Annotated in this window: 14 protein-coding genes; all 14 read left to right on the top strand. The window is 41.6% G+C overall.

The genetic code is table 11. The annotated features are described in order from the left end of the window. Positions 1-8 precede the first annotated feature (8 nt). Entirely contained in the window at positions 9-3,008 is a 3,000-nt protein-coding gene (locus tag DP923_RS00175; protein ID WP_112303546.1) for a TAT-variant-translocated molybdopterin oxidoreductase, read from the top strand. Between the two features lie 19 nt (positions 3,009-3,027). Continuing rightward, entirely contained in the window at positions 3,028-4,455 is a 1,428-nt protein-coding gene (gene nrfD / locus DP923_RS00170; RefSeq protein WP_112303544.1) for an NrfD/PsrC family molybdoenzyme membrane anchor subunit, read from the top strand. Further along, positions 4,448-4,972: a DUF3341 domain-containing protein gene (locus DP923_RS00165; RefSeq protein ID WP_112303542.1), complete on the top strand. Its 525-nt coding sequence runs from the start codon at positions 4,448-4,450 to the stop codon at positions 4,970-4,972. Before nrfD ends, DP923_RS00165 begins: the two co-directional genes overlap by 8 nt. Beyond that, positions 4,972-5,649: a c-type cytochrome gene (locus DP923_RS00160; protein WP_112303540.1), complete on the top strand. Its 678-nt coding sequence runs from the start codon at positions 4,972-4,974 to the stop codon at positions 5,647-5,649. Before DP923_RS00165 ends, DP923_RS00160 begins: the two co-directional genes overlap by 1 nt. A 25-nt stretch (positions 5,650-5,674) precedes the next feature. Beyond that, positions 5,675-6,943, top strand: a complete 1,269-nt coding sequence (locus tag DP923_RS00155) for a quinol:cytochrome C oxidoreductase (RefSeq protein WP_112303538.1) — start codon at positions 5,675-5,677, stop codon at positions 6,941-6,943. Between the two features lie 24 nt (positions 6,944-6,967). After that, complete coding sequence (locus DP923_RS00150; RefSeq protein WP_112303537.1) at positions 6,968-8,038, top strand: cytochrome c oxidase subunit II; 1,071 nt, start codon at positions 6,968-6,970, stop codon at positions 8,036-8,038. An 18-nt stretch (positions 8,039-8,056) separates the two neighbouring features. After that, the gene (locus DP923_RS00145) at positions 8,057-9,877 is read left to right on the top strand and encodes a cytochrome c oxidase subunit I (protein ID WP_112303536.1); all 1,821 of its coding nucleotides are present in this window, start codon (positions 8,057-8,059) and stop codon (positions 9,875-9,877) included. 6 nt (positions 9,878-9,883) lie between these two features. Further along, entirely contained in the window at positions 9,884-10,954 is a 1,071-nt protein-coding gene (locus tag DP923_RS00140; protein WP_112303535.1) for a COX15/CtaA family protein, read from the top strand. Between the two features lie 43 nt (positions 10,955-10,997). Next, positions 10,998-11,852: a heme o synthase gene (gene cyoE / locus DP923_RS00135; protein ID WP_239020887.1), complete on the top strand. Its 855-nt coding sequence runs from the start codon at positions 10,998-11,000 to the stop codon at positions 11,850-11,852. Positions 11,853-11,858: 6 nt separating this feature from the next. Next, complete coding sequence (locus DP923_RS00130) at positions 11,859-12,440, top strand: cytochrome c oxidase subunit 3 (protein WP_112303533.1); 582 nt, start codon at positions 11,859-11,861, stop codon at positions 12,438-12,440. A gap of 26 nt (positions 12,441-12,466) precedes the next feature. After that, positions 12,467-13,213, top strand: coding sequence for a cytochrome c oxidase subunit 3 (locus DP923_RS00125; protein WP_112303532.1), 747 nt, complete (start codon positions 12,467-12,469; stop codon positions 13,211-13,213). A 71-nt stretch (positions 13,214-13,284) separates the two neighbouring features. Next, complete coding sequence (locus tag DP923_RS00120) at positions 13,285-13,632, top strand: cytochrome C oxidase subunit IV family protein (protein ID WP_112303531.1); 348 nt, start codon at positions 13,285-13,287, stop codon at positions 13,630-13,632. An 11-nt stretch (positions 13,633-13,643) separates the two neighbouring features. After that, positions 13,644-14,309: an SCO family protein gene (locus DP923_RS00115; protein ID WP_112303530.1), complete on the top strand. Its 666-nt coding sequence runs from the start codon at positions 13,644-13,646 to the stop codon at positions 14,307-14,309. Then, the gene (locus DP923_RS00110; RefSeq protein ID WP_112303529.1) at positions 14,287-14,844 is read left to right on the top strand and encodes a DUF420 domain-containing protein; all 558 of its coding nucleotides are present in this window, start codon (positions 14,287-14,289) and stop codon (positions 14,842-14,844) included. Before DP923_RS00115 ends, DP923_RS00110 begins: the two co-directional genes overlap by 23 nt. The last annotated feature ends 20 nt before the right edge of the window (positions 14,845-14,864 follow it).

Raw genomic sequence — 14,864 nt, 5'->3', positions numbered from 1 at the left:
GATATAATATGCAAGACAGAATTAAATACTGGAAAGGATTAGAGGAGTTAGAAAACACTCCTGAATTCGCTAAGCATGCTCATAATGAGTTTCCAGAATTCCTGCCGATAAATGAAACAAGTGGGGAGGGGTCTATTGGATCAGGAAAAACTCCGCGTAGAGATTTCCTGAAGCTGTTAGGCTTTAGTATGGCGGCTGTATCGCTTGCTTCTTGCGAAGCACCGGTAAGAAAAGCTATTCCTTACTTAAATAAACCAGTAGATGTTGAGCCAGGTGTTGCAAACTGGTATGCTTCTACTTATTTCTCCAATGGTGATTACAACAGCGTGTTAATTAAGACACGTGAAGGGCGTCCGATCAAGATCGAGCCAAACCCTTCGTCTTCTATAACACCAATGGGAACAAGCCCACGGGCACAAGCCTCTGTGCTTAACCTATACGATAATAACAGACTGCGTCATCCGCTGATCAAAGGAGTGAAAGCTGACTGGAATAAAGTTGACAGCGAGATCATGTCTGCTTTAAGAAATGTAAGCGGCAAAGTTGCCATCGTTTCTTCAACTGTTATCAGCCCTTCTACCAAGCAGCTGATTAATGAGTTTGGTGCGCGCTTCAGCAACTTTGAGCACGTAACATACGATGCGAACTCCGCATCAGCACTGACAAGTGCAAACGCTGGTGTTATTCCTGGTTACGATTTCAGCAAGGCCAACATTATCGTAGGGATCAATGCAGACTTCATAGGGTCTTGGGTTGCTCCAACACCTTTTGCAAAGCAGTATATCCAGAATAGAAAAGTATCTGCTGATAAAAAAGAGATGTCTCGTCATTATCAATTCGAGACTCGTCTTTCCTTAACAGGTGCTAACGCGGATGTGCGTGTGCCTATTAAACCATCAGAAGAAGCAGCAGTAGTGCTGGCACTTTACAATGGTATTACTGGCAATGGCGGTAATGTACCGGCTAACTTCGATAAAACTGCGTTTGCAAATGCAGTACGAGATCTGAAAGCAAATAATGGCAAAGCTCTTGTTGTTTCAGGTTCAAACGACCCAGCTGTGCAAACGCTTGTAACTGCTATTAACCAGGCTTTAGGTGCTGTAGGCACCACGATCACGGATGCGCCATACTTTGTGAAGCAAGGTAATGACGGTCAGATGATCCGCCTTATAAATGAAATGAATGCCGGTACTGTTGGTGCTGTATTCTTCTATAACGCAAACCCGGCTTACGACCACCCGCTTGCTGATAAAGTAGTAGCAGGTCTGAAGAAGGTAAAACTAAAAGTATCATTTGCTGAAAGAGTAGATGAGACAGCTGCTTTAGTTGATTATGTAACTCCTGATAACAATTACCTGGAGTCATGGAACGACTACGAGCCGAAGCGTGGCTTCCTGAGCTTATCACAGCCGGTTATCAACCCGATCTTCATGACGCGCCAGATGCAGGAAAGTCTTCTTGCCTGGAACGGAAATAAAACAACTTACTACGATTATATCCGCAACAACTGGAGTAAAGCTATCTCAGGCGATTTCAACAAAGCATGGGAAAAAGCTGTACATGACGGTGTGCTGGAAAACGGAGTGAGCCTGTTAGCATTATCTACCACCACAAATTCTCAGACACCGGCAGCGGCTGCAAGTACACTTTCAGGCAAAGCAGCTACACAAGGTATTGAAGCTGTAGTATATGAGAAAATCCAGATAGGAACTGGGCAGGAGGCTAACAACCCGCTGCTACAGGAAATGGCTGACCCAATCACAAAAGCTACCTGGGGTAATTATGTTGCTATGTCACGTTCAATGGCAGAGGAAATGAAAATTACGCAGGGCGATGTGTTGAAAGTAACAACAGCTGGTGGTAAAGTACTTGAATTGCCAGCGCTAATCCAGCCAGGTCAGGCGCGCGGAACAGTTTCTATTGCAATGGGCTACGGACGTGATCTGGAATCTATGCCAGTAGCAAAAGGTCTTGGTGCAAATGCTTTCCCGATCGCAACTGTATCTGGTTCAACTATCTTATTTAGTGGGCCGGTTCGCATCGAAAGAACAGAAGCAGTTTCTGAAATTGCTCAGATGCAGACCCACCATACGATCATGGACCGTCTGGTAGTGCAGGAGAACACACTTGCCAAGTATAAAGAGAATCCAAAAGAGGTAACGGAGTATATCCGTTTAGCTACCCATGATGGTCCGGCTAAGCCGTCTACTATCTCACTTTGGGATGATTACGAATATAAGAACCACCACTGGGGTATGGTTATCGACCTGAACTCTTGTATTGGTTGTGGTGCCTGTACCATAAGCTGTAATGTTGAGAACAATATTCCTATAGTAGGTAAAGCAGAAGTAATCAACCGCCGCGAAATGCACTGGTTACGTATTGACAGATACTATAGCTCACAGGAAAACCCTGAAGGAGGACTTGCTGAATTTGAGCGTCCTGAAGACAACCCTTCTGTTATTTTCCAGCCGATGCTTTGCCAGCACTGTAATCATGCACCTTGCGAGACTGTTTGCCCGGTTGCAGCTACTATGCACAGCTCAGAAGGCATCAACCAGATGGCTTATAACCGTTGCGTTGGTACACGTTATTGCGCAAACAACTGTCCATATAAAGTACGTCGCTTTAACTGGTTTGCTTATGCAAACAACGAGAAGTTTGACTTCTATATGAATAACGATCTGGGCAAGATGGTGCTTAACCCGGATGTTACTGTTCGTGGTCGTGGTGTCATGGAAAAATGTTCATTCTGCGTGCAGCGTGTACAGTTAGGTAAACTGGATGCTAAACGTGAGAACAGAAGACCGAAAGATGGTGAAATCGTAACTGCCTGTGCTCAATCATGCCCTACAGATGCAATTGTGTTTGGAGACATGTTAGATCCGGAAAGCAAAATTTCGAAGATTCTGGTTCGTGAGCAGGGTGAGCGTGCTTTCCACGTATTGGAAGAGCTTAACGTACAGCCGAACGTAACCTATCTGACTAAAATTAGAAACTTAGCTTAATTTAAATTTCGTAAGCATTATGCAGCATGTATCTCCGATAAGAGAGCCTCTTGTAACGGGGGGGAAAACATACCACGACATCACAGAAGACGTGTGCAGACAAGTGGAAGCCAAGCCCAACGTACGTTGGATGGCGGCTTTCGCTGTAGCGCTGGTAGGTTTGGCTATCTTTATTTACTCAGTTTACCGCACCTTATGGTATGGTATTGGTGAGTGGGGCCTGAATAAAACTGTAGGTTGGGCATGGGATATCACCAACTTCGTATGGTGGGTAGGTATTGGTCACGCCGGTACACTTATCTCAGCTATCCTTCTCCTTTTCCGTCAGAAATGGAGAACTTCCATTAACCGCGCAGCAGAAGCGATGACAATTTTCGCTGTAATCTGCGCCGCGATGTTCCCTGTATTACACATGGGGCGTCCGTGGTTAGCTTACTGGGTGCTTCCATTGCCAAATACATTCGGCTCATTGTGGGTAAACTTTAACTCCCCACTACTCTGGGACGTATTCGCGATCTCGACATACTTCTCGGTTTCGCTTGTATTCTGGTATATCGGTCTTATTCCTGACTTTGCTACCATCCGCGACAGAGCAACCGGACCAATCGCGAGAAGAGCTTATTCGGCTTTATCGATGGGTTGGACGGGTTCAGCTAAAGCATGGTCCCGTTATGAAACTGTATCCTTGATCCTGGCAGGTGTAGCAACACCACTTGTACTTTCGGTTCACACGATCGTATCCATGGACTTTGCAACTTCAGTTATCCCAGGCTGGCACACGACTATCTTCCCTCCATATTTTGTGGCTGGTGCGATCTTCTCGGGTTTTGCGATGGTATTAACATTGATGATCATCACACGCAAGACCTTTAAACTGGAAGATTATATTACACTTGAGCACGTAGAATCGATGAACAAGGTAATTATCCTGACGGGTTCTATTGTAGGTGTAGCTTACACAACAGAGTTCTTTATTGCCTGGTACTCAGGAGTAGCTTATGAGCAGTACGCTTTCATTAACCGTGCAACTGGACCTTACTGGTGGGCATATTGGGCAATGATGACGTGTAACGTAATTACGCCACAGCTTTTCTGGTTCCGAAGCATTCGCAGAAGCTTAACTGCTACTTTCATCATATCAATATTTGTAAACATTGGTATGTGGTTCGAGCGATTTGTAATTATCGTTACATCACTTCATAGAGATTATCTGCCATCTTCATGGGTAATGTTCTCTCCATCATGGATTGATATCGGAGTATATGTTGGTACAATCGGTTTATTCTTTACTTTATTCCTGTTGTTCTGCAAATTCTTCCCGGTAGTTAACATGGCTGAGGTAAAATCTATTCTGAAGTCTTCTTCAGCTGTTAGGCACACACATGCCGATACAATGCACAGTACAGATAAGGGTTTGAACACTAATACACAGCACAACAATGAATAAAAAGTTTGTTTTAGGTATCTACGATGACGAAGATGTGCTGCTGCATGCCATCGAAAACGTACGGGCTGCCGGCACGAAAATTTATGACGTGTTCTCGCCATACCCAGTACACGGGATTGATGATGTTTTAGGGATCAAACGCTCAAGACTACCGATTGTAGCATTCTTCGGAGGTTTAACAGGTATGAGCTTCGCATTATGGATGCAGATCTGGATGCTGGGTTTTGACTGGCCAATGATCATAGGTGGTAAACCACACATTGCTTTGCCAGCATTTATACCGGTTACATTTGAGTTAACGGTATTATTTGCTGCTTTCAGCATGGTGATTACTTTCTTTATAGTATCTAAATTGAAGCCTTCCTTTAAGGTTAATGTTTTTGACAAACGATCTACAGATGATAAGTTTGTGATGGCAATAGAAGTAAAGGATGGAGTTACAGATATGAATGCACTTAATAACCTGCTTCGTACCAATGGCGCGATTGAGGTAAATGAGAAGGAGGTAGTAAAATAATGGAAAAATTTACAAAATTTGGTTTAAAAGCCTCTGCCATACTTTTCGTTTCTGCTGCGTTTGTAGCATGTAGTAACGAGCAGGATCCAGGTTTAGAGTATGCCCCAGACATGTATCATTCGGTTCCGCTTGATCCATATTCTCAGGTAAAGAATAACGAGTATAACCCAGGTGGGCTTAACATGCGCCAGCCAGCTAAAGGGTCAGTAGCGCGTGGTAAAATGGGGTATAACATGTACCTTTCTGCTGACAATGCAGAAGCTGCGGGTACAGAATTAAAGAACCCACTGGAAGCAACACAGGCTCATCTTTCCGAAGGTAAAGTGCTTTACGCACGCTTTTGCTCACCTTGCCACGGCGAGGCTGGTGACGGCCAGGGTCTTGTAGGTCAGAAGTATAAAGGTGTACCATCTTATACAGCTGGTCGTGTAGCCGAGCTTCCTGGCGGACATATTTACCACGTTATTACGAATGGAAGAGGCCGCATGATGCCACACGGCTCACAAGTAAATCCGGAAGAGCGTTGGAAGATTGTAATGTATGTACAACAACTTCAGAAAGGTATAACAGAGGTAGGCGCAGCACCAGCTGACACTACTGCATCAGAAACCGGTACTGAAGCACCTGTTACAGGAACTCCTACGGATAACACAGTTACTCCGTCTCCAACTAAATAAGTCTAAGGCATATTAATAAAGGATAATGACAGAAGAAAGACTCATCATTTCCAGAAAAACGAATAACAAGTTTTTCCTGATGATAGCTGTAGGTGTTATTTTACTTATAGCAGGAATAATAACGATGGCTGCGGGTGGAGGTGCCGAACACCACGCAGAAGGACATGGTGCTGCAGCAGGTGGCCATGAAGCTGTTTCATGGACGAAGCGCCTTTTCATGAACCTTTGGCTGAATAACGTATACTTTACTGGTATTTCGCTGATAGGTTTATTCTTTGTAGCGGTACAGTATGTAGCTTATGCGGGATGGTCTGTTCTGATCAAGCGTATACCAATGGCGTTAGGCTATTTCCTTCCAATTGGTGGTATTCTAATGGTTTTGATCTTTTTATTCGGATCGCATGACATTTTCCATTGGACACACGAATACCTGTATGATGTGAACGATCCACGTTTTGACCCGATCATTAATGGTAAATCAGGCTATTTGAATACACCTTTCTTCCTGATCAGAATGGTGCTATACTTTGCTTTATGGATTGGTTTCTTCTATTGGTTAAGAAAGCAAATGGAAGGCGAAGACCTGAATGGTGGTACTACCTACTATCATAAAAGCATTCGTATTTCAGCTATGTTCCTGGTAGTTTTTGGTATCACATCATCTACTTCAGCATGGGACTGGGTACTTTCAATTGATACACACTGGTTCTCAACTATGTTTGGCTGGTATGTGTTTGCAAGCTGGTTCATAGCTGGTTTAGCTGCCATGACCCTTACTGTAATCATCCTGAAAGAGAATGGCTACCTGAAAATGGTAAATGCAAACCACATACACGACTTAGGTAAGTTTGTATTTGCGTTCTCTATCTTCTGGACATATATCTGGTTCTCCCAGTTCATGCTTTACTGGTATGCTAACATACCGGAAGAAGCGATCTACTACCTGGATCGTTTAGGAGGTAACAATGGCCATTACAAATGGATATTCTTCACTAACCTGATCATTAACTTTGCTTTCCCTTTCCTTGTGCTGATGACAAGAGATGCAAAAAGACAAATGATTATGTTAAAGTTAGTGACCATTGCAATCCTGATCGGCCACTGGTTAGACTTTTACCTTATGATGATGCCAGGTACATTGCGTACAGGCGCTGGCATAGGCTTCATTGAAATTGGTACTACGTTAACATTCTTAGGCGTGTTCCTGTTAGCTTTTACAAAGGGATTGACAAAATCTTCTCTTGTGCCTGTTAACCATCCGTTCTTAGAAGAGAGTATTCACCATCATGTTTAGAGATCATACTAAAAACATTAAATAATGATTACGTTCGCCATAGGATTATCTATTATATTATTATTTGTTATCCTGTTCCTCCTGTTCAGGATTGGCACGCTCGCCTCTATTTTCAGAGGATCAACGAAGCAGGCAGCAGGTACTACAAAAACAAGTAATCGTATAAACGGTACCATGATGCTTCTTTTCCTATTCGTAGGTGGTGCAGCATTTGCCTGGTCGTTTATTGAATCTTGGGATGAAATGAACCAGCCACTGGCTTCAGTACACGGCGAGTGGACTGACAGCTTATTCTGGACAACCATGATTATCATCGGGATTGTATTTGTAATTACACAGATATTATTATTTATCTATTCTTACAAGTACCAGCATAAAGATGATAAAAGAGCTTATTACTATCCGCATAATAATAAGCTTGAAGTAATCTGGACAATGATTCCGGCAGTTGTAATGGCCATTTTGGTTTTTGCTGGCTGGAAAACTTGGACAAACATTACAAGTGCTGCTCCAGAAGATGCAGTAGTGGTGGAAGTAATGGGTAAGCAATTTAACTGGATGGTTCGCTATCCGGGTCCTGATGGAAAATTAGGAGTAGCAAAACATACTTTGATAGATGCTACAAATGAGTTTGGTGTTGATTTTAGTGATAAAAATGCCCAGGACGACTTCATGCCACGTGAAATTCACGTGCCAAAAGGAAAGCCAGTATTGCTTAAAATCAGATCTCGCGACGTAATTCACAGTGTTTTCATGCCGCACTTCCGTTTAAAAATGGATGCTGTACCAGGCATGCCGACAAAGTTCTGGTTTGTTCCAACTAAAACTACTGCTGAAATGCAGAATGAAACAGGCAATCCGGATTTCAAATACGAATTAGCTTGTACAGAGATCTGTGGTCGTGGACACTTCGCTATGCGATTTATCGTGATTGTTGATGAACAAGAGGATTACGATAAATGGTTATCAGAACAAAAGCCTTTTATTGAGCAAAACCCAGGTGTAATGGCTAACTTTACAGCTGAACCTCAGAAAGAGTTAGTAAGTGCAAAAAAGGCAGAAGTGCCTGCACAAGAAGTTAAAACTGAGTTATAGCATTTAAATTAAATTTATATGTCTAGTACAGATATCTCGATTAATCACGATGTACATCATGCACATGATGACCATCATCATGATCAGAACTTTTTTGAGAAATACATTTTTAGCCAGGACCACAAAGTAATTGCAAAGCAGTTCTTATTTACCGGTATTTTCTGGGCTATCATTGGTGGTTTCTTATCAGTTCTTTTCCGTCTTCAGTTAGGTTGGCCGGAAGCTACATTTACATTTTTAGAACCAATCTTAGGAGGTTGGGTTGAGAATGGTAAAATAGATCCGGAGTTTTACCTGGCAATGGTTACGATGCACGGTACCATTATGGTATTCTTTGTATTGACAGCAGGTCTTAGCGGTACTTTCTCTAACTTCCTGATTCCGTTACAGATTGGTGCACGCGATATGGCATCAGGTTTTATGAACATGTTATCTTACTGGATTTTCTTTGTTGCCAGTATTGTCATGTTTATCTCCCTGTTCATCGAAACCGGTCCTGCTGGTGGCGGATGGACAATCTACCCTCCATTAAGTGCACTTCCACAGGCAATCTCAGGCTCTGGCATGGGTATGACGCTTTGGTTAGTAAGTATGGCCTTGTTTATTGTTTCTCAGTTATTAGGTGGTGTTAACTATATCACTACAGTAATTAACCTGAGAACAAAAGGTATGTCAATGACAAAACTGCCTTTAACAATCTGGGCATTTACATTAACTGCTATCTTAGGTTTATTATCATTCCCGGTTCTTTTCTCTGCAGCATTGCTGTTAATTTTTGATAGAAGTTTTGGCACAAGCTTTTACTTATCTGATATCTATATTGCCGGAGAAGCATTGGCAAATACAGGTGGTAGCCCGATTTTGTTCCAGCACTTATTCTGGTTCTTAGGTCACCCGGAGGTATACATCGTAATTCTTCCAACATTTGGTATAGTTTCAGAAGTAATTACTACAAACTCTAGAAAGCCTATCTTCGGTTACAGAGCAATGATCGGTTCCATGTTAGGTATATCGGTTCTGTCTTTCGTAGTATGGGCTCACCACATGTTCGTAACAGGTATGAACCCATTCTTAGGTTCGGTATTCATGTTCCTAACTTTAATTATTGCAGTTCCTTCAGCAGTAAAAGTATTTAACTGGCTTGCCACCTTATGGAGAGGAAACATTCGCTTTACAACGGCTATGCTTTATGCCATAGGTTTCGTATCTCTGTTTATCTCTGGTGGTTTAACAGGTATCATACTTGGTAACTCAGCTCTGGATATCCAGTTACACGATACATACTTTGTAGTAGCTCACTTTCACCTTGTAATGGGTGCTGCTGCTTTCTTTGGTATGTTCTGCGGTGTTTACCATTGGTTCCCTAAGATGTTTGGGCGTTTGATGGACGAGAAACTGGGTGCTGTACACTTCTGGTTAACTTTCATTGCCGTTTACCTGGTGTTCATGCCAATGCACTATATTGGTATAGCTGGTTTCCCAAGAAGATATTACAACTGGACAGGCTTCGAAGCTTTCAACATGTTTACTGACCTGAACACGTTTATCAGTATTGCGGCTATTATAGGTTTTGGTTCACAGTTTATCTTCCTGTTCAACTTTATCTACAGCATTTTCCGCGGCAGAAGAGCAACAGAAAACCCTTGGCATTCCAATACGCTAGAGTGGACTACACCAGTTTTACCAGGACACGGTAACTGGCCAGGAGAGATTCCTGCAGTATATAGATGGCCTTATGATTATAGTAAGCCAGGTGCAGAAGTAGACTATATCCCTCAGACAGTACCTTTCTCTGAGACGAAGTCTTCAAACTTGCCTTACGAAAGAGATTTAGAATAATACTGAATGGCTAAGTCTTTTCTCTTTAAAAGATTTAAATATATTGGAGTAATTACAGTAATAGCTGTTTACTTTTTAATATTAGTTGGAGGGATCGTGCGAAGTACAGGATCAGGTATGGGTTGCCCAGACTGGCCTAAGTGCTTTGGCAGTTGGGTTCCTCCAACTGATGTTAGCCAATTACCAACCGATTACCTGGAGCTTTATAAGCAGCAGAGAATCGAGAAAAATCAGAAGCTGGCCGGGTATCTGGATAATTTAGGTTTTAATGAGGTTGCAACTACGTTGTTTTCGCATCCTAACCAATACATTGAGACCGAATTTAACGCAACCAAAACCTGGATTGAGTATCTAAACAGATTAACGGGAGCAGTAATCGGCATCTTAATTCTGCTGACTGTTGTTTTTTCATTTCCCTATTTAAAGAAAGATAAAACAGTTTTTTACCTGGCTTTCTCAAGTTTGATTCTTGTAGTCTTACAAGCCTGGATCGGTTCTGTAGTTGTTTCAACAAACCTGTTACCAATTGTAATTACCATACATATGGCATTAGCCTTGGTTTTGGTTGCGATTTTACAATATGTTGTAGCCCGATCACAGAAGGATGACTTCATTAGTTCTTTGCAATTTAATTCTAAGCTGAACTTTATACTTTGGCTGGTTGCAATCATAACTTTTGCTCAGATTCTGATTGGCACACAGGTTCGCGAAGAAATTGATATTATCGCCTTTACAATGGGAGGGGATAGTAGAGCCGAATGGATCGATCAATTAGGTAGCAGCTTTTATGTACACAGATCGTTTTCGATAGTTGTGCTAGCTATTAATCTTTATCTAGCCAGACTGATCTATAAGTTAAAAAATAAGACGCTTTCTAAGCTGACGACATTTATGTTAGCTTGTTTAGGAGCGGAAATAGCAATAGGAGTAATAATGGCATATTTTGCTATTCCTCCTATGTTACAACCACTCCACCTGACAATTGGAACACTCTTGTTTGGTGTTCAATTTCAAATATTAATTGTTTACCATTACGCTTCAAGCGAGGCTGTAAAAAAGGCAGTAGCTGTTTCTTAATATGATTATTCAGAAATCAAATCAGTTGCTACCACTTTCCACTATGGCAAATAAAGCAGCAGCGTACTTTAAATTACTAAAATTCAGATTAAGCATAGTTGTTGCTTTTTCCAGTGCAATCGGTTTTATACTTGGTCGGCCAGATTACACAGTTTTAGAAGTAGTGCTAGTATTATTAGGAGCCTTGCTAGTAACAGGTTCGGCCAACATTATTAACCAGGTTATTGAGCGCGAACATGATAAACACATGAAACGCACTGCTAAACGACCTTTGCCAACCGGGCAAATTACAGTAACAGAGGCCATTGTTTATTGCATATTATTAGGTGTAACTGGTTTAGTTATACTTGCAGTTGCTTTTAACTGGCTGGCTGCAGGCTTATCGCTGCTGTCCTTACTATTGTACGGTTTCGTCTATACGCCATTGAAACGTATTAGCCCGATCTGTGTATTTGTAGGAGCTATACCAGGAGGGTTACCACCACTTATCGGTTGGGCTGCAGCTACAGGGTTTTTAGGCGTTGAGGCCTGGATCTTATTCGGGATACAGTTTATATGGCAGTTTCCTCATTTCTGGGCAATTGCATGGGTTTCTGATGAAGATTATAAACGTGCAGGCTTTAAGATGCTGCCTTTTGAAGGTGGTAAGAACCTGAAGACTGCCATCCAGATCATGATTTACACGTTGCTGCTGATTCCGTTAAGCTTGTTGCCATTACAATTTGGTATGACAGGTGTAACCTCAGCAATGATCGCTGTTGTTTGCGGTGTTTTGTTTCTGGCTCAGACATTCTACTTGATGAGTACCTGCTCTAAAAAAGCTGCCATGAATATTATGTTCGGGTCATTTTTGTATCTGCCTATTGTGCAGATAGCTTTTGTATTAGATAAAATTTAAACTGATATGGTTGACAATAAAATTCATTCTAATGAGTCAGCCGGTAGAGCGCATCCTTTAAAGTTTTCGCTTGGGTTGATAATAATAAGCATCGTGATGATGTTTGGCGCTTTTACAAGTGCCTATATTGTGAGAAGGGAAGAAGGGAACTGGCTTGAATTCGACCTCCCAAGTATTCTTATCGTAAACACTATTTTAATTGTAATAAGTAGTATTACAATGCAGTGGGCGCACCATGCTGCTAAAAAGAATAACCTGCAGCAGTTAAAAGTAATGCTGCTGATTACTGGGGCGTTAGGGGTTGCTTTCCTGGTTGGCCAGATCAATGCCTGGGGCTCTCTAGTTGAAAACAATATATTTTTCGGTGGGGCAAGTGCCAACCCAGCAGGTTCGTTCTTATATGTATTAACAGGAGTGCATGGTTTCNTAGTTACAGGGGTGATCTTTGTATTTTTGGTATTACTGGCAAGCCTGAAGTTTAAAGTTCACTCTAAAAAGATGCTGCAAATACAGCTTTGCACGATATACTGGCACTTTTTAGGAGGACTTTGGCTATATTTGTATTTCTTCTTATTGGTTAATCACTAAACACGTTTTTATTCAATACATAAACTATGTCTACTACAACTACGCTGGAGACGCCTAACACAGGTACATGGGATGGTGGTAACGAGCCATTAAAAGCGAGCTACGGAAAGCTCATGATGTGGTTCTTCCTGCTTTCTGATGCTTTTACATTTGGTGCGCTTCTGATTGTTTACGGTTTATCTCGCCACAGCCATTTGCCTTATGCTGGTAAGCCAGAAGATTTCGTATTTTCTACAGAATGGTGGCCAATACCTGAAAAAGTTTTTAACGCTTTTCCTGGGTTTCATGGTGTAGATCTTCCGCTTGCATTCGTGGCCCTGATGACAATGATCCTCATCCTGAGCTCTGTAACAATGGTGTTAGCTGTTGAAGCAGGCCATCGTATGGATAAAAAAGATGTTCAGAAATGGTTATTGTGGACGATCCTATTCGGATCGATCTTCTTAGGTTGCCAGGCATGGGAGTGGGCTCACTTTATAACAGGTACAGATGAAGGTATGACCTTAGCGGATGGTTCTAAAGTATTTGGGGCCAACCTCACTATTAACCAATATGGGCCGGCTTTATTTGCAGACCTGTTCTTCTTTATCACCGGTTTCCACGGTACGCACGTAACTTCTGGTGTGGTATTGTTGATCATGGTATTCATTAATACCGTAAATGGTGTATACCACAAGCGTGGGCATTATGAAATGGTAGAGAAAGTTGGTTTATACTGGCACTTTGTAGACCTTGTGTGGGTATTCGTATTTACATTCTTCTACCTGATCTAATAACTCATAAAACAATAAGTGCATTATGCTGAAAGCAGAAGTACAGTTTTAACATAAGATATCGTATAAATATGGCAATGCATACAAATCATTCGCACGACTTCGATAACGCAGTAGATATTCCGAAGCCACAAACCAAAGCAATCTGGAAAACTTTCTTTATTCTGGTAGCACTTACCGCTGTCGAGTTCCTTTTTGCTTTCACAATGGATGCCGGTACAGCACGTAACGCGATCTTCATTATCCTTACTATTTTTAAAGCGTTCTACATTGTAGCTGAGTTTATGCACTTAAAGCATGAGTCTAAAACGCTTATCTGGAGCATTATTATTCCAATGGCATTGGTAGTATGGTTAATGGTTGCTTTACTTTCTGAAGGCAGTTACTACTTCGATTCTATTACAAATTATTTTAAGTAAGTTTTATACTTATGAGTAAATTCAAGGCACTAATATTAGGATCCCTATTATTAGTGCCTGTTTTCGTTTTTATATTTATCAGCACGTTCGGTGAGCATCACTTCGGACTGAGAACATACTTCCCCGTTACCACGCAGGATGGTAAAATCAAAACAACTGCTGAGGGTGATACAATTTTCCGACAGGTTCCTGACTTTAATCTAATTACACAAACAAACCAGAACCTTTCTCAAAACGATTTGACTGATGGCGTGTATGTGGCGAGTTTCATGTATACTTCCTGTCCGGATATTTGCCTGAAAACTACGTCCCAACTTGTACGTCTGCACGAAGCATTTGCGGATGTGCCAGGTGTAAAATTTGTGAGTTTTACGGTAGACCCGGCTAACGATTCAGTTCCTGTATTGAAAGCTTTTGCTGACAAGTATGGAGCAGATGCAAAAAGATGGTTTTTTTTAACAGGTACAGCAGAAGAAATTAACAACGTAGCTACGGAAGGATTTTATACTTCCATTAATAAGCTTACCACCGGTGAAATCATCCACAGCGAAAAATTCTTTTTAGTTGATAAGGACAAGCGTGTAAGAGGAATTTATCAGGGAACTGATGCAAAGGAAACAGACCGCCTTAAACTTGAAATAAATGTTTTATTAGATGGATACAGTAAAAGTAAATAACGAATTGACCAATAAGAATGACAGGCAGTTTTTAACCATTATTGCCGTACTTTCTGTTGCAATCCCAGTAGTAGTTGCTGTTTTGTTTTTGATGCCCAAAAGCGGCGAGAGTAAGGTGGATGTTTCTTTTTTACCGCCGTTTTATGCCTTTTTAAATTTCCTGACTTCTATTGCTCTGGTAATAGGGTACTATCAAATTAAAAAGAATAACACAAAAGCACACCGCGCAGCCATGCTGACAGCTTTTGGATTATCGTCTGTCTTCCTGGTGTCTTATGTTATCTATCATTTCTTTGGAGTGCGCACTATATACGGCGGCGACGGTCTGTTAAAGTATATTTACTATTTCATACTGATCACACATATCATACTTGCTGTTGTTATTGTGCCTTTGGTGCTGTTGTCGGTATACTTTGGTATTACCAACCAATTAGCAAAACACAGACGTATTTCCCGCTGGACCTTCCCAATTTGGTTGTATGTTGCTGTAACCGGAGTATTAGTCTATTTGCTTATTTCGCCATATTACGCCTGATCGCGTAAGTATAAAAAAGC

The organism is Pontibacter arcticus, assembly GCF_003284895.1.
GTDB lineage: Bacteria > Bacteroidota > Bacteroidia > Cytophagales > Hymenobacteraceae > Pontibacter > Pontibacter arcticus.
Note: the sequence above shows the minus strand (reverse complement) of the source record. Positions and strands in the feature narration are given on the sequence as shown.

What these genes read in the sequence shown, in the direction of transcription:
- DP923_RS00145 (WP_112303536.1), top strand. Translation starts at nt 8,057, where the DNA reads ATGTCTAGTACAGATATCTCGATTAATCACGATGTACATCATGCACAT.
- DP923_RS00175 (WP_112303546.1), top strand. Translation starts at nt 9, where the DNA reads ATGCAAGACAGAATTAAATACTGGAAAGGATTAGAGGAGTTAGAAAAC.
- DP923_RS00125 (WP_112303532.1), top strand. Translation starts at nt 12,467, where the DNA reads ATGTCTACTACAACTACGCTGGAGACGCCTAACACAGGTACATGGGAT.
- DP923_RS00150 (WP_112303537.1), top strand. Translation starts at nt 6,968, where the DNA reads ATGATTACGTTCGCCATAGGATTATCTATTATATTATTATTTGTTATC.
- DP923_RS00110 (WP_112303529.1), top strand. Translation starts at nt 14,287, where the DNA reads ATGGATACAGTAAAAGTAAATAACGAATTGACCAATAAGAATGACAGG.
- DP923_RS00160 (WP_112303540.1), top strand. Translation starts at nt 4,972, where the DNA reads ATGGAAAAATTTACAAAATTTGGTTTAAAAGCCTCTGCCATACTTTTC.
- DP923_RS00120 (WP_112303531.1), top strand. Translation starts at nt 13,285, where the DNA reads ATGGCAATGCATACAAATCATTCGCACGACTTCGATAACGCAGTAGAT.
- cyoE (WP_239020887.1), top strand. Translation starts at nt 10,998, where the DNA reads ATGGCAAATAAAGCAGCAGCGTACTTTAAATTACTAAAATTCAGATTA.
- DP923_RS00165 (WP_112303542.1), top strand. Translation starts at nt 4,448, where the DNA reads ATGAATAAAAAGTTTGTTTTAGGTATCTACGATGACGAAGATGTGCTG.
- DP923_RS00155 (WP_112303538.1), top strand. Translation starts at nt 5,675, where the DNA reads ATGACAGAAGAAAGACTCATCATTTCCAGAAAAACGAATAACAAGTTT.
- DP923_RS00140 (WP_112303535.1), top strand. Translation starts at nt 9,884, where the DNA reads ATGGCTAAGTCTTTTCTCTTTAAAAGATTTAAATATATTGGAGTAATT.
- DP923_RS00115 (WP_112303530.1), top strand. Translation starts at nt 13,644, where the DNA reads ATGAGTAAATTCAAGGCACTAATATTAGGATCCCTATTATTAGTGCCT.
- nrfD (WP_112303544.1), top strand. Translation starts at nt 3,028, where the DNA reads ATGCAGCATGTATCTCCGATAAGAGAGCCTCTTGTAACGGGGGGGAAA.